The organism is Cupriavidus sp. CP313, from assembly GCF_054072015.1.
On record NZ_JBSVZB010000019.1, the window covers coordinates 114,751 to 135,128 of the forward strand.

Here is a 20,378-nt window from a genome sequence, read left to right on the forward strand (position 1 = left end):
TGCATGTCCACATACACCGCAGAGGTCCTGTGGCACCGCGACGGGCAGGATTTCGCCGGCAACCGCTACAGCCGCAGGCATGTGCTGCGCTTTGACGGCGGAGCGGAAGTCCCGGGATCGTCGTCGCCCCATGTGGTGCCATTGCCGATGTCGGATGCGAGCGCAGTCGATCCGGAGGAGATGTTTATCGCCTCGCTGTCGAGCTGCCACATGCTGTGGTTCTTGTCGCTGGCGGCGAAGCAACGCTTCGTCGTCGACCGCTACCTCGATGCGGCCACTGGTGTGATGGCAAAGAACGCGGACGGGCAGATGGCGATGACCGTGGTGACGCTGCGCCCGCAGGTGACGTTTGGCGGCGAGCGCGAGCCCACGCGCGAAGCGCTCGATGCCCTGCACCACGCCGCGCATGACGCCTGCTTTATCGCCAACTCGGTCAGGACCGAGGTGCGCTGCGAACCGGTGTTCGCCGGCGCGTAGCCGCCTTGCCATGGCTGCCATCATTCCGGCACCGGCACTGCTGGTGTCGCCGCGGACCACGCCGGTTCGGCACGGCCTGCTGCGCTGGCTGGCCGCCGGTTTAGTCCTGCTTGCAGGGGCCTTCATGCTGCAGGATCACTTCCTCTACTTCCCCGACAAGGCGACGGTCGATGACATGGTCGCGCCCGGGCTGCGCGCCTGGCCGGGGCCGCAGGACTTTCGCGGACTGGTAGCCGAGCCGGCCGGATCCGCGCGTGCCACCGCCATGGTCTTTCACGGCAACGCCGGTCACGCCGGGCATCGCGACTACTACGCCAGCGCGCTGACGAAGCTGGGCCTTCGCGTGATCCTGGCCGAGTATCCGGCGTACGGACCGCGCACGGGCGCGCTCGGCGAGCGCAGCTTCGTGGATGACGCGGAGCAATCCATTGCGCTGGCCCGGCGCCAGTTCGGCGGCCCACTGCTGCTGATCGGCGAGTCGCTGGGCGCGGGCGTGGCCGCAGCGGCCGCGGCGCGCCAGCGAGAGAGCGTCGCCGGCGTGCTGCTGATCACGCCGTGGGACAAGCTTGCGCATATTGCCTCGCATCACTATCCCTGGCTGCCGGCCGGCTGGGTGCTGCGCGACCGCTACGACAGCGCGGCCAACCTGGAAGGCTTCGGCCGCCCGGTGATGGTCGCGGTCGCCGAACGCGACACCATCGTGCCGGCACGCTTCGGCCAGGCGCTCTATGCGTCGCTGGGCGAACCCCGGCGGCTGGCGGTGATCGACGGCGCCGGGCATAACGACTGGACCGGGCATGTCGATACGGCCTGGTGGCAGGAAGCGGTCGCGTTCCTGCTGTCCCCGCCACCAACCACAAACAAATAACATCAGGCCGTCAAAACGCTGATTTGACTTACCCCTGCAGGCCGCAAATACTGACCTTCACAGAACGGCGCGCCACTTGTGCACCGGGCGGTGCATCCAGCGTTACGTACGCCGACACCCGTTGGGGGAACACCATCATGAAGCAATGCCAGCCTCGCAAGCTATACAGCTGCCTCGGCGCACTGGCCGCGGCCATCGTGCTGATCCCGGCCCAGGCCATGGCGCAGAACAAGCCTATGGCCTATCCGGCCAAGGGCCAGAGCCAGCAACAGCAGGCCAGCGACGACGGTGCATGCTACAGCTGGGCCAAGCAGCAGACCGGCGTGGATCCGGCACAGGCCGCCAACGCCCCGCCGCCGGCCCAGGCGCAGAGCGGCCAGCGGGTGCGGGGTGCCGCGGGCGGCGCCGCGGCGGGTGCTGTGGTGGGCGCGATTGCAGGCGATGCCGGCAAGGGTGCGGCGGTCGGCGCTGCAGCGGGTACGGTGGGGGGCGGCGTGGCGCACCGGCAGTCGCGGCGGCAGGCGGACGCCGCGAACCAGCAGGCGGCGGCCAATACCAGCCAGGCGATGGGCTCGTACTACCAGGCCTGGGGCGCCTGCATGCAGGGGCGCGGCTACAGCGTCAAATAAGACAGAGGGCAGCCCGGCGCAGGCTCAGGAAGCCCACCGGTCACACGCCTTGCGCACCGTTTCACGCTGGCTGCGCGCATCGGCATCGACCTGGCGCAGCCACTCGGCATCGCCGTCGCGACGCTCGGCCAGCGCGCGGATATTGGCCAGCGCCTCCAGCGAGCCGAGTGCCTCGGCGTGCGGCACCAGCGCGTCGCAGATCGACAGGATATGGTCGGCGATCGGCATGCGCGTCAGTTCGTTGGGATGCACGTACTCCCCCTCCAGCCCGAAACGGCAGGCCTGGAAGCGGTTGAAGGTGTACACCAGGTAATCGTCTTCCTGCGGCATGAAGGGGCGCGACAGCAGCAGGTAGCGCGCCAGCATCTGGATATAGGCGGCGATATCGCAGGCGCGCTGCACCGTCAGCGGCGTGTCCATCACGCGGACCTCGATGGTGCCGAACTCCGGCTTGGGCCGGATATCCCAGTAGAAGTCCTTCATGCTCTCGATCACGCCGGTATTGCGCATCTTCTCGAAATACGCGGTGAAGGCGTCCCACGTCAGCAGGAACGGCGCACGCCCGCTCATCGGGAAGGCCGCGACCGAATTCAGCCGCGCCGAGGCAAAGCCGGTATCCACGCCCTGCACATAGGGCGAGGATGCCGCCAGCGCCACAAAGTGCGGGACGTAGCGGCCGATGGCGTGCAGCAAAAACAGCGATTCGTCGGCGCTGGGGCAGCCGATATGCACATGCTGGCCGAACACGGTGAACTGCTTGGCCAGGTAGCCGTACAGCTCGGAGATGTACTGGTAGCGCGGCGAATCCGAGATGGTGCGGTCGGCCCACTGCTGGAACGGGTGGGTGCCGCCGCCGGCAATGCCCAGGTTCAGCGAGCGCGAGGCTGCCACCATCAGGTCGCGCATCACGCTCAGTTCTTCCAGCGCCTGCTGGTAGCTGTGGCAGATCCCCGTGCTGATCTCGATCATCGACGGACTGATCTCCGGCTTGATGTCGCCGGCATGCTCGGCGCCCTTGAGCGCGCGCAGCAGGTCGGGCGCGAACGGGGCCAGGTCATAGTCATGCCGGTTGACCAGCTGCAGCTCCAGCTCCACGCCGAAGGTCAGCGCCTCTGAGTGCTTGAACGGTTCGAGCGACATCAGCGCCCTCCTCCATTGGCCCGGATGTCGACGCGGACTTCGCCTGCGTAGCGCAGCGCCCAGGCCGCGATCACCGGACCGAAAAGTTGTTCGATGGCCAGCGCGCACAGGATGATGGCCGCCAGCGGCTGGCCGGTTCCCGGGTAAAGGCGCGCGACGTCATGCATCAGCAGGTAGGCCAGGCCCGACATCGGCGCCAGCGCCAGCCCCAGCGCCATGCACTGGCGCAGACTCAGGCCCGAGAACGAGCCCAGCGATACCACTCCCGCCAGCTTGGCCACATGGCGCAGCACCACCAGCACGATGGCGTAGACGCCACCCACGGCCCAGTCCTGTGCCGTCAGCGGCAGCCCCAGCGACACCACCATCACGATGATCAGCAGGCTGCCTGCACTGCCGAAATGCGGCGGCCACACATGCGGCTGGTTGTCCTGGTGCTTGAACACGACACCGGCCAGCATCAGCGTCAGCGGCATTGACAATTTTAGTACCCGGGTCAGCGCCAGCGTGAACAGCACCAGGCCCACCAGCACCAGGAAGCTGTAGTGGTCGTCGGCCGACATGCGGTCATAGATGGCATGGCCGAGCTTGCCCACCACCCACGCCAGCAGGCACGAGCCCACCAGCAGGTACAGCGGATGCAGCAGCGCTGCGCCCAGGTTGCCGTATTCCGAATGCAGCCAGCCGGTGGCGACCTGCACGATGGCGGCGGCGTAGATGCTGTTGAGCGCAGCCATCGCCATCAGGCGCTCGGTGACCTGGCCGTCGGCGCGCAACTCATTTTTGAGCTGCAGCACGATGGTGGGCGAGGTGCTGACCGCGATGCCGCCGGCCAGGATCGCCACGCCGGGCGAGGCGCCGATCCATTGCAGCACCGCCGCCACCAGGCCCCAGGTCAGCAGGCTTTCAAAGGCACTGGTCAGCAGCAGCCAGCGGTTGGCGCGCAGCCAGGTCAGCGAGAGGCGATGCCCGAGTTCGAACAAGGCCAGCGCCAGCGCCATATCGATCAGGATACGGGTCTGGTTGATCATGTTCTCGTCGACGATGCCGCGCCCCAGCATGCCGGCGCAAAGCCCCGCCGCGGCATACCCGACGATGCGCGGGCAGCGCAGCCAGCGCCGGCTCAGCTCACCGGCCAGGCCGGCGCCGACCAGCGCCAGCCCGACCCAGAACAGGCCGCCGGGCGCGAGCGGGAGGCTTGGAAAAAGTTGGCTCAGTCCATTCATGGCGACATGGTAATGTAAGCACTTCACAATCCATGTCAGTGATTGTCCGACACCGCACAAAACACGCGCACAACTTCTGTCATCTGTATGTAAAAAACGCCATCTCCAGATGGCGTTTTTTACATACCTTACACATCCAGACCGCTCGCGGGTCCGGAGCGACGTTTCAGACGCCCCAGACTTTCCACATCGGCCGGGTTGCCTTCAGCGCGGCCTCCACCTGTGCGTACAAAGTGCGCGTCGAGGCCTGCGCGGCCCCGCGGGCACGGGCCTTCTCGAAATACCCCAGCGCGGTTTCACGCTGGTCCAGGCCAAGCGCCGACTGCACGGCACGCAGGTACACCTCGGCATCCCAGTCGTCACGCACGGCGAAGGCGGCAACAAAGTCGGCCAGCGCGGCATCGTGGCGCCGCGCTGCGTTGTGGACAAGCCCGCGCTGCACGCGCGGGCCGGCCTGGTCCAGCGGATCGCCCTCGGTCAGCGCCACCGCCTGCTCGAACAGCGGCAGCGCGCGCTCGGGCTCGCCCACGTCGCGCCAGACCTGGCCGAAGCGGTTGTACAGCCAGGCGTCCTCCACCAGCAGCGCGCGGCGCTGCTGGGCCTCGATCTCGGCCAGGGCATCGGTGCGGTCGTGCTCGTCCATGCCGGCCACCTGCGCCTGCAGCAGCGCGGCAAAGTGCGCGCGCGCGTGCGCCATCGGGTGCGCGGCCTCGCTGCGGGCTTCCACCGGCAGCGCGTCCAGGCGGGCATCCATGTGCATCATCGCGGCACGCGCGGCCTCGGTCGGCTCGGCGCCGCCCATGGCCTTCCAGGCCGCGATCATGCGGCTGAAGGCCCAGGTCACGTCGGCCGGGTTGCGCTCCAGCGGGTAGCGGTTGAGCACCTCGCCGGCCAGCTCGGCCACCTTCTGGTGCTGGCCCGCGTCGGCGTGGCAGTCGAGCAGGTCGATCCAGTGGTCGATGAACTCGCTGGCGGCCATGCCCTGCTGGTGCAGCGCGATGCGCTCGTCCACGTGCGCGGCGTCGGCCGGCAGGCTGCGCGACAGCAGCCGGCACAGCAGCGAATAGACGTGCGGGTCAGCATTGCCGCCGTGCCCCGCGGCATCGCCCTGGCCGGTGGCGAAGTACTGGTCGAAGCGCGCCACGCCGGCACGGCCGGCCTGCACCAGCACCGGCCGCAGCGCGGCCTCGGCGGCCGGCACCTCGTCGATGAACTCGCCCAGCGCCATGGCGGCGCGGTAGTAGCCGGCACCGTCGTCGGACTGGTCAGTCAGCGTGAAGCGCAGCCACGGCTCGCGATCGGCCGGCTGGGTGCTGTCGGCGTGCTGCGCCAGCTGGTGGCGCCAGGCCAGTTCGCGTACCTGGCTCTGCGGGTCGGGTACCTGGCGCAGGTAGACCGCCAGGTCGTCCAGTGCCCCTTGGACGTCGCCCACGCCGTGGCGCAGCGGTGCACGCAGGCGGCGCGCGTCGGGGTGGTCAGGGTGCTCGGCCAGCACACGGGCGGCCTGGTCGGCGGCTACGGTGTCACCGGCTGCGGGATCGAGCGCCAGCAGATGCGGGTTGTCCAGCGCCACGCGGCCCAGGCAGACGCGCATCAGCGGCTCCACCGGCACGCCGGCGGCCTCGGCCCGGGCGATGTAGTCCGTCACCAGCGGTGCGATGTCGTCGGCGCCCAGGTCGGGATTGCGGACCATCAGGTCATGCCAGTAGCGTGCCGCGGCGGCCATGTCGCCCATGCGCAGGGCGGCCAGGCCGGCGTGGAAATGCGCGGCCCATTCGCCCGTCAGCAGGCCGCTGCGTTGCGCGGCCTCATGCAGCCACGGGCGCGCCTCGGCATCGCGGCCCAGGCTCATCAGCATGGCGCCGTAACGGTGCGCGATCACCCCGCGCGAGGCCCAGCGGTGCGGCGGCTGCAGCGGCTGCGTGTCAAGCCGCGCCAGCGCCTCGTCCAGCACCGCCAGCGCGGCGTTGGCGTCACCGTTGTCAAAGTGCAGCCGCGCCCGCAGCGTGACGAAATCAACCACCTCGGGGCGGGCCTGCGACAGCTGGTCGGCAATCTGCAGGGCTTCGGCGAAGCGCCCCTGGTTGGCTAGCCCGATGGCGTGGTCGTAGCTGGCTTCCTGCTCGGACACGTACTGCTCCTATGGATTGAAAAAATGTGCGAGTGCGGGATTATGCGCCAACTGGGGAGCGATTCGCGTCGGCATCGAATGCGAGGCGCTCGGTTCGTCTTCAACATCCGTCAGGTCGCGACCCGTGTTGACGACTGCGGCATCGGGATCGTCTGCGTACATTCGGCGAATCTTCGCGCCAACATTTACGCAATCGGCTACTGAAAGGCGGATGACTTCGAACTAGGTTGAGACAAGACAAACGCATTCTCGTTATTGAACTGGCGAGAAATGACGTTGGAACGGTCCGTAGCGGTGTCAACCATAACCGAGAAGCCGATGAAAGCTCCCATATTCCGGAGGGTGTCGCATATCTCCCTCGGTATTGCGCTACTGCTGGCGATGCCAGCATACGCACAATGGCGTCGCCCGCCAACAGTGGTGCCGATGCAAGTCGGCTCAGATCCGGTCAGTGCTGCCGATATAGTCGGTCGAAATTTGGATCTCGTCGGACTACGGGGCGTAGGGCATGTGGGAATCTGGACCGGAAAACATGTCATTGAGGCTCTAAACACAAGCGGAAATGCCATCAACATGAATTCACTAGCAGATTTCAAATCCCGCACCCATTACTGGGGAGCCGTATTTGTAGCTGAATTGGAAAAACTGCCGCAGCAGCGCATGTGCGTGGATGCAGCCTGCTCGTATTTGATCTCCCTTGGCATGAAGGAAGCGATTGTCCAAAACGCATTGGTGATCAAGCAGATCGGCGCCGACTACACCATTACAGACGGCTATATTTCGGCGAGACCAGCGTGCTCACCACCGGCATGCACAAGCTATCGTCGGCCGGTCCGCGGCCTCTACCGATGCGACAAGTTTGTCATCGATGCATTTTCTCCACTTTCGAATTCAAACCTGGCGCGATGGAATGTCATGTACAAGACAGATCGGCCATCCACTCTGTTCAGCTCTCTGAATGAGAGGGGAGTCTTCCTTCTGCCCAAGTAATGAGCGATGGAGAAGTATGTGCCATGAGCCGGCTTACGATCATCCTGCTAGTTACAGGAGCTTCTCTTGTATGCGCAGCCTGGTACGGCTTCGTCCCAGACCGTGACGGCGGAAAGCACTTCGCTGGATACTCGCCCCCGAGCGCGGGTGACTCTTTACCGGCGGCTCTCACCCCACCCATTTCAGATGAGCCGGCCGCATCTTCTCAGCGATTCGAGCATGAGCAGAGTGATCGCTTGCCCGCTGACATCCAGGGCATGCTGGAAAATTCAAACCTGACCGCCGACGAGAAAATCGACCAGCTATGGAAGACCTTCGAAATCCACGCCCAGGAGCCTGAGACTGCCCGTTATCTATTGGATACGATGCAATTCATCAAACCAAAAAATAAAGAGCAGATCATCGAACGGATTGAAAACAGCCTGCATCGTGGTAGCTATGACGATGGAGTGAGGCGTTCGCTTGTAAACCTCCTTTCCTCGCAGTTTGAACGCAATGCATCAATGACTTCCGCGGATGAGTGGCAGCTTCCCGGAAATCCCTTGGTGCTTGGGTCGCTGCGTAAGGTGGCGGGCTCCAGCGATCATGCAACTGCCCATCAGGCGACATTGCAATATTCACGACTTGGCGAAACGCAGGATAGCATCGCGCTGTTAGATGCCGCGAGATCAAACGGCACGATCAATATCAATGAGTACGTGAATGAAATCAGCTTTCACCTTCCACTCATTGCGGATCCAGGACAACAGCTTCATTTGCTCGGCTTGATCGAGAATTCAGGCCTTTCCAACCAGGAGCTAGCGCAGATCCTGGCTACGACAGCACAACTGCCTTATGCGCTTGCTTCCTTGGCACCGGATACCTTGCGCTCAATGCGTCGAATTCTCGACTCGAACCCTCCCGCATTCGCAATCGATTCGCTCGATCTGGATGTCCTCGCGCTTGCACGCTACAACAACTGGGCGAAGGCAAGCTCCACGATTGCCAACGCCTTGTCCGGTGAGCCGGTTCCGAACCTGCTCGCCTCGCTGGTAATGCAGCCGGATGCCGACCCTCGCGGGCTCATTGCCGTTGCGGCCTCGCCGATGTCAGAGCCCATGATGGACGTCCTGATTGAACGCGGTCTCGTCGAAGATGCCCTCAGACGATTAGACCGGTTTCAACTTGCCGCTCTTAACGATGCCGAAGCAAGCGGTATCGTTGCAGATATCCAGATGCGGCTGGCAGGTCGCTCGCATAGGCGCAGCCCTATGCATCCTGAACCTTAGCGCATCGTCCATACGGACCGAGCAAACAAAAAACGCCATCCCTGAGGATGGCGTTTTCTATGTGCAGACCGGTAGAAACCGAGGCGTTACTTCCCGCCAACCGTCTCCAGCACCGTCCACTTGCCGCCAACCACCTTATAGACAGTGATACCACCATCCTTCAGGTCGCCACGCGCGTCATACGCCAGCATCTTGGTGGTCACGCCCTGCATATTGGTAGCGGCCAGCACCGGCAGGTAACGCACCGGATCGGTCGACCCGGCCTTGACCATGGCGGACATCATCGCGGTGGCGCCGTCATAGGCGTACGGCGAGTAGGTCTGCACCTTCGAGCCGAAGCGCTTCTCGTACTTCTTCTCATACGTGGAGCCGCCAGGCATCTGGTCCAGCGGCAGGCCGGCCAGCGACACCACCGTGCCTTCGGCGGCCGGGCCGGCGAGCTTCAGGAAGTTGTCGGTCTTGGACATTTCGCCCGACACCAGCGGGGCCTTCATGCCCAGTTCCTTGACCTGCTTGGCCATCGGCGCGGACTGGGTCTCGGCGCCGCCGTAGAAGATGATGTCCGGGTTGCTGCGCTTGATGTTGGTCAGCACGGCCTTGAAGTCCACCGCCTTGTCGTTGGTGAACTCGCGGCGCACGACCTTGCCGCCGGCGGCCTTGGCGGCCTTCTCGAACTCGTCGGCCAGGCCCTGGCCGTAGGCGGTGCGGTCATCGACGATGGCGATGTTCTTCGCGCCCAGCTTCTTCACCACGAAGGCGCCGATCACCGAACCCTGCTGGGTGTCGGAGGTCATCATGCGGAAGGTGGTCTTGAAGCCTTGCTTGGTGTATTCCGGTGCGGTCGCCATGGCGATCTGCGGAATGCCGGCGCGGCTGTAGACCATCGACGCCGGGATGGTGGTGCCCGAGTTGAAGTGGCCCAGCATGCCCTGGATGCCGTTATCCACCAGCTTCTGCGCCACCACCGAACCGGTCTTCGGGTCGGCCTGGTCGTCTTCGGAGACCAGCACGAACTTGACTTCCTTGCCGCCGATCTTGGGCTTGGTGGCGTTCATGTCCTCGATTGCGAGGACGATGCCGTTCTGCATGTCCTTGCCGTACTGCGCCTGGCCGCCGGTCATCGGGCCGGCAAAGCCCAGCTTGATTTCCTGGGCCTGCGCGAACGCGGCGGAGGCGGCGGTCAGGCCAGCCAGGGTCAGGGCAACGGTCATTGCCGTCTTGTGGAATGTCGAGCTCATCAGATCTCCTTGGGTCCCAAATGGTGCCGATGTGGTGCCGTTGCCGGCAGTTATAGCGGCGCAGCCTGGCAGTGCCGCACCTTGCTTCAATACGCAACGGGGCGGGATCGCCGCCACCGCTGCGTGCTTCGACATGACGAGGTCCGAGGGTTGCCTCAGCCGATCGTCATCAAACTGGCATTGCCGCCCGCGGCCGCGGTGTTGACCGAGAGCGAGCGCTCGATCAGCAAACGGTCGAGCGCGATATTTGGTTCACCTTGCGCCAGGCCTTGCACGCCGATGATCGGACCGGGGCGCACAGCCACCTGTTCGCACACCGTGCGCAGCTGGTCGGAATCGCCGTGGTGCAGCACCGCATCGATTGCCGTGTCCGCAACGGTCCAGTCGGCCACCATGCGGACGCGCGATTGTACGCCCTTAGGCAGGCGCGCAAACAGCCCCCGGCTGACAGGGTTTTCCGGCCATACGGCCTCGGCGCCGACAGTCAGCACGGCGCCCAGCTGCAGGGCCAGGTCGGCCTCCTGCGTGGCCAGGCACAGCACGCGCTCGCGCGGCAGCAGGGTGTAGGTGTTGCGCTCGCCGGTGGGGCCGGGCAGCGTCACGGTCAGGCCCGAGGGCGATGCCTCGGCCAGGCGCTCGCAGGCGCCGGCCACCGCCGGCAGCTCGGCCCTGGCCCAGGCCTGGAAGGCCGCTGCGGCCTCGTCGCGCAGCGTGGCCGCCTCGGCGCCGCCGCCTGCGTCCGACGCGCGCACGCTGCGTACTACTGCATCCTGCGGGCAGACCGACAGCAGGCGGTGCAGGTACAGCGGGCCGCCCGCCTTCGGGCCGGTGCCCGACAGGCCTTCACCGCCAAAGGGCTGCACGCCGACCACGGCGCCGACGATATTGCGGTTGACATACAGGTTGCCCACATGGGCACGGCTGACGATGTGCGAGATGGTCTCGTCGATGCGGGTATGGATGCCCAGCGTCAGGCCGTACCCGGTGGCATTGATCTGGCTGACCATGGTGTCCAGCGCCGCGCGCGGGAAGCGCACCACGTGCAGCACCGGGCCGAACACCTCGCGCTTGAGTTCCTCGATGCTGTCCAGTTCGATCAGCGTCGGCGGCACGAAGGTGCCGTTGCGGCAGCTGGCGCCCTGCGCGGCGTTGGGGTCGGCCTGGTGGACGCGGCGGCCCTTGGCGCGCATGGCGTCGACATGGCGCACGATATTGCCGCGCGCTTCTTCGTCGATCACCGGGCCGACGTCGGTCGACAGCCGGTCCGGGTTGGCCATGTTCAGTTCCTGCATGGCGCCCTTGAGCATTTCCAGCACGCGGTCGGCGACGTCTTCCTGCAGGCACAGCACGCGCAGCGCCGAGCAGCGCTGGCCGGCTGAATCGAAAGCGGAGCTGAGGACATCGCCCACCACCTGTTCAGCCAGCGCCGACGAGTCGACGATCATCGCGTTCTGCCCGCCGGTCTCCGCGATCAGCGGGATCGGGCGGCCGGCGGCGTCCAGGCGGCCGGCGACGTTGCGTTGCAGGATGCGCGCGACTTCGGTCGAGCCGGTGAACATCACACCCTTGACGCGGGCATCGCCCACCAGCGCGGCGCCCACGGTCTCGCCGCGGCCCGGCAGCAGCTGCACCGCGCCGGCCGGAACGCCGGCTTCGCGCAGCAGGCGCACGGCGGCGGCAGCGATCAGCGGGGTCTGCTCGGCGGGCTTGGCCAGCACCGGGTTGCCGGCCGCCAGCGCCGCGGCTACCTGGCCGGTGAAGATCGCCAGCGGGAAGTTCCACGGGCTGATGCAGACCACCGGGCCCAGCGGGCGGTGGGTCTCGTTGTCGAAGCTGCGGCGGATCTCGGCGGCGTAGTAGCGCAGGAAGTCCACGGCTTCGCGCACTTCGGCGATGGCGTTGGAGAAGGTCTTGCCGGCCTCGCGCATGATGATGCCCATCAGCGATTGCATCTGGGCTTCCATCAGGTCGGCCGCGCGTTCCAGCGCGGCCGCGCGCACGTCCGGCGGCGTCGCCTGCCAGATCGGCGCGGCATTGATGGCGGCCTGCAGCGCGGCGTCAACGTCGGCCTGGCTGGCCTCGGTGACATGGCCCACCACGTCGCGGTGGTCGGCCGGGTTCAGCACCGGTGCCGTGATGGCGTCGGCAGCGCGCGGCAACTCTGCGCCCAGCAGCGGCTCGGCCACGGCGCGTTCGCTGGTGCCGGCGAGCAGTGCCGACGACAGCGAGGCCAGCCGGTGCTCATTCGCGAGATCGATGCCGGCCGAATTGGGACGGCTCTTGCCGTAAAGCGTGCGCGGCGACGGGATGCGCGGATGCGGCAGGCCCAGCACGCCCTCGTCGCGGTGCATGGCCTCGACCACGGCGACCGGGTCGGCCACCAGCTCGTCCAGCGAGATGGTGTCGTCTGCGATGCGGTTCACGAACGAGGTATTGGCACCGTTCTCCAGCAGGCGGCGCACCAGGTAGGCCAGCAGCGTTTCATGCGTGCCGACCGGCGCGTAGATGCGGCACGGGCGGTTGAACTTGCCGTCCGCAGTGGCGCCAACCACCTGGTCGTACAGCGGCTCGCCCATGCCGTGCAGGCACTGGAACTCATACTGGCCGGGGTAGTAGCTGTGGCCGGCGATCTGATAGATGGCCGACAGCGTATGCGCATTGTGCGTGGCGAACTGCGGGTAGATCGCGTCCGGCACCGACAGCAGCTTGCGCGCGCAGGCGATGTACGACACGTCGGTGTAGACCTTGCGCGTATAGACCGGGTAGCCCTCCAGCCCTTCGACCTGGGCGCGCTTGATCTCGCTGTCCCAGTAGGCGCCCTTGACCAGGCGGATCATCAGGCGGTGGCGGCTGCGGCGGGCCAGGTCGATCAGGTAGTCGATCACGAACGGGCAGCGCTTCTGGTAGCCCTGCACCACGAAGCCGATGCCGTTCCAGCCGGCCAGCTCGGGCTCGAAGCACAGGCGCTCGAGCAGGTCCAGCGAGATCTCCAGGCGGTCGGCTTCCTCGGCGTCGATATTGATGCCGATGTCGTACTGGCGTGCCAGCAGCGTCAGCGACTTCAGGCGCTCGTACAGTTCGCCCACCACGCGCTCATGCTGCGCGCGGCTGTAACGCGGGTGCAGCGCCGACAGCTTGATCGAGATGCCCGGGCCTTCATAGATGCCGCGCCCGCGTGAGGCCTGGCCGATGGCATGGATGGCCTGCTCGTACGAGGCCAGGTAGCGCTGCGCGTCGGCCTCGGTCATGGCGGCCTCGCCCAGCATGTCGTAGGAGTAGCGGAAGCCTTCGGCCTCGTACTTGCGCGCGTTGGCCAGCGCCTCGGAGATGGTTTCGCCGGTGACGAACTGCTCGCCCATCAGGCGCATGGCCATGTCCACGCCTTTGCGGATCAGCGGCTCGCCGCCCTTGCCGATGATGCGCGTGAGCGCCGTTGTCAGGCCCGATTCGGTATGGGTGGCGACCAGCTTGCCGGTCAGCAGCAGGCCCCAGGTGGCGGCGTTGACGAACAGCGACGGGCTCTGGCCCAGGTGCGACTGCCAGTTGGCGCCGCTGATCTTGTCGCGGATCAGCGCGTCGCGGGTGGCCTTGTCGGGGATGCGCAGCAGGGCCTCGGCCAGGCACATCAGCGCCACGCCTTCCTGCGACGACAGCGAGAATTCCTGGATCAGGCCCTGCACCAGGCCTTCGCGGCCGGTGCCGACCTTCTGCTCGCGCAGCCGTGTGGCCAGGGTCTTGGCCATCTTGATGGCGGCCTCGCCTTGCTGCTGCGGCAGGCGCGCCTGCTCCAGCAGCACCGGCACGCAATCGGTTTCTGGACGCCGATAGGCGGAGGTAATGGCAGCACGCAGCACCGATTGCGGCTGGATGCTTTGGGCGAACTCCAGGAACGGCTGCGGCGCATCGCCATGGACCAGCTCGGCTCCGTCGGCACCATCCGCATCCGCGCTACCGGCGGCGCCGGTCTCGTGCGGCAGGTGGCCGCGCTCGATCTGCTCGAGATAGGTGAAGATGGCCTGCTTGATCAGCCAGTGCGGCGTGCGGTCGATGGATTGGGCAACGCGCTTGAGGCGGTCGCGCGAGGCGTCGTCGAGCTTGACGCCGAGAGTGGTGGTGGCCATGCGGGCAATTCTCCGAAAGACTGGAGCCGCCGCCGGTGCTACCTCGTCCATGCCGGCAGGCACGGGCGCGCGACCGGCCGCAGCCTGTGAGCTGGCGCGATCTTACTCCCGAAAATCACCAAGGTGCAACCTGGTGCAACCCTATCGAAAACCCTAATGCAAGGGTTGCACCTTTCACTGCCACGCCAGCCGGCTCAGATCCGCAACGGGTCGATCTCAAGCTGCCAGCGCACCCCTTTTGCCTCCGTCCCTACATCTGCGAAAGTCTGTACCCACTCAGCCACGAAGCGTTGCAGCACCGGCCGCGAGGTGGCCTCCACCAGCATCTGCGCACGCTCCCGGTTGAAGATGCGCACCATCGACATCGGCACCGGGTCGTGCAGTTGCACCTCGGCCGCCAGCTCGCAGGTTTCGGCATGCCGGCGCGCCACTTCCAGGAACTGCAGTGCACGCTCCAGCTGGCCGTGCTCGGCGGTTACCAGCACCTGGTAGCAGAACGGGGGCAACCCGGCCTGGCGCCGCTCGCGCAACTGGCTGGCCGCGAATCCATCATAGTCGTGGCGCGTCAGCGCCTGCAATGCCGGGGTGTCCGGGTAGCGTGTCTGGATCAGCACCTCGCCCGGCAGGCCGGCCCGCCCTGCCCGCCCGGCCACCTGCATCAGCGAGGCGAACAGGTGCTCGGCGGCGCGGAAGTCGTGGCTGAACATGGCCGCATCCGGATGGACGATGCCGACCAGGGTCACGCGCTGGAAGTCGTGCCCCTTGGCCACCATCTGCGTGCCCACCAGGATGTCGACTTCGCCAGCATGGACCTCGTCGAACATGGCCTGCGCGCTGCCCTTGCGGCGCGTGGAATCGGCGTCGATGCGGGCGATGCGGGCCTGCGGGAAGCGCGCCGCCAATGCCTCTTCGATACGCTGCGTGCCGCGCCCCAGCGGCGCGATGTCGACATTGCCGCAGTCCGGGCAGTGGTGCGGCACCGGCGCCTCCAGGCCACAGTGGTGGCAGCGCAGGCGCCGCTCGGGGCGGTGCAGCACCAGGTACGCCGAGCAGCGCGGGCAGCCCGACAGCCAGCCGCAGCTGTCGCAGGCAATCACCGGCGCGTAGCCGCGGCGGTTCAGGAACAGCAGGCTCTGCTCGCCGCGCGCCAGGCGGGCGTCGATGGCTTCCAGCAGCGGCACCGACAACCCTTCGAACAGCGCGCGCTGGCGCTGGCGCTCGTGGTTCAGGTCGACCAGGCGCACCGTCGGCAGGGTCGCTTCAGCCTGGGCGCGCTCGCGCAGCACCAGCTTGCGGTAGGTGCCCTGCCCGGCCCGCCACCAGGTCTCCATCGACGGCGTGGCCGAACCCAATACCACGGCAATGCCGCGCTGCTTGGCGCGCCACACCGCCAGGTCGCGCGCGGAGTAGCGCAGCCCTTCCTGCTGCTTGTAGGAAGTGTCGTGTTCCTCGTCGACCACGATCAGTGCCAGCGCCGGCAGCGACGCCATCACCGCCATGCGCGTGCCCAGCACGATGCGGGCCTCGCCGCGGTGCGCGGCCAGCCACTGCAGGCTGCGCTCCTGGTCGGCCAGGCCGCTGTGCAGCACCGCCAGCGGCAGGTGCGGGAAGCGCGCGGCGATGCGGGCCTGCAACTGCGGGGTCAGGTTGATTTCAGGCACCAGCATCAGCACCTGGGCCTGGGGGTCGCGTTCGAGCACCGCCTGCATCGCATGCAGGTAGACCTCGGTCTTGCCGCTGCCGGTCACCCCGTGCAGCAGGAACGGCGCAAAGCCCTCGGCCTCGGCAATGGCCTGCACCGCGGCGCGCTGCTCGTCGTGCAGCGGCGGCGCGGCCGATGGCGGCTGCGCGGGGTCGGTCAGCAGCAGGGTGCGCGCGGTGCGGCTGGCCTCGACCCAGCCGGCGGCCTGCCATTCGGCCAGCCGCGCCGGTGCCGCCGCGCACAGCACGCGGGCGTCGGCCAGCGTCAGCGGCTCGGCCGCGGCGGCGCGCTCGGCCAGCGCCTGCGCCAGGGCACGCACGCTGCGTGCGCGTGGCGGCACGGCAGCCAGCAGGGCCTCTGCATGCTCGGGCAACAGGCGGTATTCGTCGGTGCGGGCACGCTGGGCCAGGCCTGGCCAGCTCTCGGCCTCACGCAAGGCCGGCGGCAAGGCCGGCAGCATCACTTCGCCCAGGCGGCGCTGGTAGTAGCGCGCGGCAAAGGCGGCCAGCTCGATCCAGTCGCGCTGCAGCGGCGGCATCCAGTCCAGGCGCTGCGCCACTGGGCGCAGCCGGTCGGCGGGCACATCGGAGTTGTCGGCGTACGCCACCGCGACGCCGACCATGCTACGGCGGCCGAACGGCACCACCACCAGGTCACCTGGGGCGACCTCGGGCGTGGCGAGATAGTCGAAGCAGTCGTCGGCGGGGGTGTCCAGCGCGACCCGGATGACTGGCTGGGCGGCTGCGGACGGCATCACGGCGCCCACCGCCGTGCTGTCCTCGACCAGTGGGAGCGCGCCGCTAGTTGGCGCCATGCGGCCCTTCCTGGTGCACCGCGTTTGCGCAACCTTTGTGCAACGGGCGGCAGGCGTATGGAGGGTGGAAATCTAGTGTGCGGCGCAACATCAACTTAAAGTAAAACTTCAAATGTGGCCCTAAGTCGATGATAGATGACTGGTTTTCCACTAATTCCACCGCCCCTGTGGATAACTTTGTTGAAAAGTCGCACTGGCTGGCCGGGAAGCCCCGAGAAACAAGGGATCCACCGGCATCGGGCCTTCCTTTGCAAATCTTCCAAATCCTTAAAAATCAAGGGCTTGCAAACATCCCCCGGATAGGTTAGGGAATAACCCTGTCCCGCACTGCGGCAAACCTATCGGTGTGCATAAGTCAAGTGCTGCCAGTCAAGGCCGAGCACCTTTTTGGCGAATGCTGGCGAAAAAGTTAACTTGACAGGGTCCAGCGGCGCGGCTCCCGCAGCACTGGGTACGCTGGCGCGCCGGCGCGCTGCAGCGCAGGGCGCCGCAGCAGCCGCCAGGCCGACCGCATACTGTCACCGTCACTTCTGCTCGGCGCGCAGCTGGCGGCTGTGGCGATGCACTTCATCCACCAGCACCGAGACGTTCTCCGGCGGCGTGAACTGCGAAATGCCGTGGCCCAGGTTGAATACGTGACCATCACTGCCCCCGGCGGCGGCGTAGCTGTCCAGCACACCGCGCACCTGCTCGCGGATCGCGGCCTCGGGCGCAAACAGCACGGTCGGGTCGATATTGCCCTGCAGCGCCACGCGCCCGCCGGTGCGCCGGCGCGCTTCGGCCAGGTTGACGGTCCAGTCCAGCCCGATCGCGTCGGCGCCGGTGTCAGCCAGCGCCTCGAGCCACAGGCCGCCGCCCTTGGTAAAGACGATCGCGGGCACCTGCTGGCCATCGTGCTCGCGCTTCAGGCCGGCCAGCACCCGGCGCATATAGGCCAGCGAAAACGCCTGGTACATGCCGTCGGCGAGCGCCCCGCCCCAGGTGTCGAAAATCATCACGGCCTGCGCGCCGGCTTCGATCTGGGCATTCAGGTACGCCGTCACCGCCTGGGCGTTGATCTCGAGAATGCGGTGCATCAGGTCCGGGCGGCCGTACATCATCGCCTTGACCGTGCGGAAGTCGTCCGAGCCGCCGCCTTCGACCATGTAGCACGCCAGCGTCCAGGGGCTGCCGGAAAAGCCGATCAGCGGCACGCGCTGGCGGCCGTCCTGGACCAGTGCGCGGCGGATCTCGCTCACCGCGTCAAAGACATACTGCAGCGACGCCATGTCCGGCACGGCCAGTTTCTGCACGTCGGCTTCGGTGCGCAGCGGATGCGCAAAGCGCGGGCCCTCGCCCTGTGCGAACGACAGGCCCAGGCCCATCGCGTCGGGCACGGTCAGGATGTCGGAAAAGAGAATCGCCGCGTCCAGCGGATAACGGTCCAGCGGCTGCAGTGTCACTTCGGTGGCGTAGGCCGGGTTCTTCGCCAGCCCGAGGAAGCTGCCGGCGCGGGCGCGCGTGGCGTTGTACTCGGGCAGGTAGCGGCCCGCCTGGCGCATCAGCCACAGCGGCGTGTATTCGGTCGGCTGGCGGCGCAGCGCGCGCAGGAAGGTATCGTTCTGCAGTGCGGTCATGGTCATCCTCGTAAGACCGCCATTCTAAGGGATGGCTGCCGGTGGATGCCGCTCAGACGTCGTCGATCATCCCGGCGAAGGCCGATGCGGCACGCCGCATCCATTCGCGCGCGCGTTCGGCATCGGGCTGCAGCCGCGCGAAGCCGTGGGTCATGCCGCTGGCCTCGATGGTAATCACCGGGGCGTCGTGGCGCACCAGGAAGTCGGCATAGGCCAGGCCGTCGTCGCGCAGCACATCGTGCGCGGCCACCATCAGCACGGTGGCGGGCGGGCGCACCGGCGGCGCGGCCATCAGGTGCACGCGGGGGTCGGGGTGGGCGGCGCCCTGCGCCAGGGCCTCGGCGCCGATGAACTGGGCCCAGAACCAGGCCATCTCGTCACGCGTCAGGCCAGGGCCGTCGGCAAAGGCGCGGTAGCTTTCGGTGCTGAGCACCGGTGCCGTCACCGGATAGATCAGCAGTTGCGCATCGACCTGCACCGCGCCGCCGCCGTTGAGCTGCTGCGCTGCCTGCGCCGCCAGGTGGCCGCCGGCGCTGTCGCCCGCCACGGCCAGGAAGTCGGTCGCCAGCCCGAGTGCCTGGCGTTGCCCGGCGAACCACAGCACGGCCTCGGCGGCATCGTCGCAGGGTGCCGGGAACGCGTGTTCGGGGGCGAGGCGGTAGTCGACGCTGGCCACCGCACAGCCCGTGTCGGCCGCCAGCAAGGCGGCAACCGTATGGTGCGTCTGCGGCGAGCCGATCACCCAGCCGCCGCCGTGGAAGTAGACCACCAGCCGCGGCGCTGTCTCGCCGGCCGGCCGGAACAGCTTGGCACCCAGCGTGCGGCCGGCGAGCGCAAGCTCCAGGTCCTGCACCGTGATGCCGGCCGGTTCCGGCAACAGCGACGCGGCTGCGATCTCGGCAAAACGGGCCCGCTGTGCGGGAATGTCGGCCGGCGCGGGCGCATTGGCATAGCGCTCCGCCAGGCGGCGGTAATAGGCAAGTAGTTGCGGGTCGATGGCCATGGTTGGCGGCTGATGGGAAAGCGGAAAGTGAAAGCGGTGCCAGGCGGGAATCAGTCCAGCCCGAGCTGGTGCGTCAGCTCGACCTTGCTGCAGCAATCTTGAACCGCCAGCAGGCCGGCATCAGATGCGCGGCGCACGGCATGGTCGTTGACAATGCCCAGCTGCAGCCAGACACCCTGTGCGCCAATGGCGATGGCCTCATCGACCACGCCGGGCGTTTCCTCGGCACGGCGGAAGATGTCGACCCACGCGATGGGGCTGCCTGCTGCCGCGGCAGCGTCGGCGGCTTCGCGCAGCGTGGCGTGGCAGGTCTCGCCCAGAATGCGTTCGCCGGCATGGCGCGGATTGACCGGTACGATCCGGAAGCCGTGGTCCTGCAGGAACTCCGCAACCTCATGGCTGGGACGCTCCGGGCGGTCGGACAGGCCGACCACGGCCACGGTCTTCATCGCCAGCATGGCTTGTATGGCTTGCTGCATCTCAGGGTGCATCGCGTCTCCGGGTGGGCAAGGGCGGGCCCGCGGACATGCAAAAACGCAACGCGAAGGCCACAGGCGTCCTGAATCGTAACCGGAATTGTCACGCAGGGATTGGTGGGGGAGCGAACACGGAAATCGCGCCGCTAAAGATAAGCCAACGGCACCTTTCTTCGGCTAACGTGACGTGAACGCATGAAAATATGCCGAACACGCCAGATCCCGACGCCTCGGGCTTTCAACTTCTTGCAAAACGATACATTTTGTTACTGCCATGCCGGGGAGTTTCCCCCACAATGCATTGACACACCCGCTGTGCGGCGTGTGGCGCCCCAGTGAATAAGGCTGTGCAGACTTAAAGGGGCGTGGTGAAGAAAGCCTTTTTGAAGCAGTAACCCGATTATCCGATCCAGCAGATCGCCGCTGGACCGGAGCACCAGGTAGACCGTTGCAGCGCGTGGCCTTTGCGGCCTCTGGTCGGATATTGGATATCCGTTGCGCCTTGATTGTCGACCTGGACCGTACCCGTTCCTTCGAATTGACCCCTCGAAGGGATTTTCCCGTCCGCGCGGAGCCTCCCCGGCCCGCGCGCTTTTTTTTGTCCAGGCAGGACAAAAGCATATCGCCACGCCCAAAAAAAAGGCAGCCATGCGGCTGCCTTTTTTCATTGTCGCGCCAG

At 66.7% G+C, this 20,378-nt stretch carries 14 protein-coding genes; 5 read left to right on the top strand and 9 right to left on the bottom strand.

Going from position 1 to position 20,378, the window contains the following annotated elements; genetic code table 11:
- The first annotated feature begins 3 nt into the window (after nt 1-3).
- From ACW4E8_RS24390 to ACW4E8_RS24400, 3 genes are all read left to right on the top strand, one after another.
- Entirely contained in the window at nt 4-477 is a 474-nt protein-coding gene (locus tag ACW4E8_RS24390) for an OsmC family protein (protein WP_456806861.1), read from the top strand.
- A gap of 10 nt (nt 478-487) precedes the next feature.
- Complete coding sequence (locus ACW4E8_RS24395) at nt 488-1,345, top strand: alpha/beta hydrolase (RefSeq protein WP_456806862.1); 858 nt, start codon at nt 488-490, stop codon at nt 1,343-1,345.
- A gap of 137 nt (nt 1,346-1,482) precedes the next feature.
- Entirely contained in the window at nt 1,483-1,974 is a 492-nt protein-coding gene (locus ACW4E8_RS24400; protein WP_456806863.1) for a YMGG-like glycine zipper-containing protein, read from the top strand.
- Nucleotides 1,975-1,998: 24 nt separating this feature from the next.
- Here the strand turns inward: ACW4E8_RS24400 and ACW4E8_RS24405 are convergent, their stop codons facing one another.
- From ACW4E8_RS24405 to ACW4E8_RS24415, 3 genes are all read right to left on the bottom strand, one after another.
- Nucleotides 1,999-3,114, bottom strand: a complete 1,116-nt coding sequence (locus ACW4E8_RS24405; protein WP_456806864.1) for a YbdK family carboxylate-amine ligase — start codon at nt 3,112-3,114, stop codon at nt 1,999-2,001.
- On the bottom strand, nt 3,114-4,340 hold the full coding sequence (locus ACW4E8_RS24410) for a cation:proton antiporter (RefSeq protein ID WP_456806865.1): 1,227 nt from the start codon (nt 4,338-4,340) through the stop codon (nt 3,114-3,116). The genes ACW4E8_RS24405 and ACW4E8_RS24410 overlap by 1 nt, the downstream gene beginning before the upstream one ends.
- A gap of 166 nt (nt 4,341-4,506) precedes the next feature.
- Nucleotides 4,507-6,471 (bottom strand): hypothetical protein, encoded by a 1,965-nt coding sequence (locus tag ACW4E8_RS24415; RefSeq protein WP_456806866.1) that lies wholly within the window; start codon nt 6,469-6,471, stop codon nt 4,507-4,509.
- A gap of 318 nt (nt 6,472-6,789) precedes the next feature.
- Between ACW4E8_RS24415 and ACW4E8_RS24420 the strand changes: the two genes are divergently transcribed.
- The gene (locus ACW4E8_RS24420) at nt 6,790-7,461 is read left to right on the top strand and encodes a hypothetical protein (RefSeq protein ID WP_456806867.1); all 672 of its coding nucleotides are present in this window, start codon (nt 6,790-6,792) and stop codon (nt 7,459-7,461) included.
- Nucleotides 7,462-7,484: 23 nt separating this feature from the next.
- Nucleotides 7,485-8,729 (top strand): hypothetical protein, encoded by a 1,245-nt coding sequence (locus ACW4E8_RS24425; RefSeq protein WP_456806868.1) that lies wholly within the window; start codon nt 7,485-7,487, stop codon nt 8,727-8,729.
- Nucleotides 8,730-8,815: 86 nt separating this feature from the next.
- Here the strand turns inward: ACW4E8_RS24425 and ACW4E8_RS24430 are convergent, their stop codons facing one another.
- The 6 genes from ACW4E8_RS24430 to ACW4E8_RS24455 all read right to left on the bottom strand — a co-directional run bounded on the left by ACW4E8_RS24430 (nt 8,816) and on the right by ACW4E8_RS24455 (nt 19,714).
- Nucleotides 8,816-9,967, bottom strand: a complete 1,152-nt coding sequence (locus ACW4E8_RS24430; RefSeq protein WP_456806869.1) for a branched-chain amino acid ABC transporter substrate-binding protein — start codon at nt 9,965-9,967, stop codon at nt 8,816-8,818.
- A 155-nt stretch (nt 9,968-10,122) separates the two neighbouring features.
- Nucleotides 10,123-14,088, bottom strand: coding sequence for a trifunctional transcriptional regulator/proline dehydrogenase/L-glutamate gamma-semialdehyde dehydrogenase (gene putA / locus ACW4E8_RS24435; RefSeq protein WP_456806870.1), 3,966 nt, complete (start codon nt 14,086-14,088; stop codon nt 10,123-10,125).
- 194 nt (nt 14,089-14,282) lie between these two features.
- Nucleotides 14,283-16,604, bottom strand: coding sequence for a primosomal protein N' (locus ACW4E8_RS24440; RefSeq protein WP_456806871.1), 2,322 nt, complete (start codon nt 16,602-16,604; stop codon nt 14,283-14,285).
- 524 nt (nt 16,605-17,128) lie between these two features.
- Nucleotides 17,129-18,220 (bottom strand): uroporphyrinogen decarboxylase, encoded by a 1,092-nt coding sequence (hemE, locus tag ACW4E8_RS24445; RefSeq protein ID WP_456806872.1) that lies wholly within the window; start codon nt 18,218-18,220, stop codon nt 17,129-17,131.
- Nucleotides 18,221-18,272: 52 nt separating this feature from the next.
- Complete coding sequence (locus ACW4E8_RS24450; protein WP_456806873.1) at nt 18,273-19,223, bottom strand: alpha/beta hydrolase; 951 nt, start codon at nt 19,221-19,223, stop codon at nt 18,273-18,275.
- Nucleotides 19,224-19,273: 50 nt separating this feature from the next.
- Complete coding sequence (locus ACW4E8_RS24455; RefSeq protein ID WP_456806874.1) at nt 19,274-19,714, bottom strand: CoA-binding protein; 441 nt, start codon at nt 19,712-19,714, stop codon at nt 19,274-19,276.
- Nucleotides 19,715-20,378 lie beyond the last annotated feature (664 nt).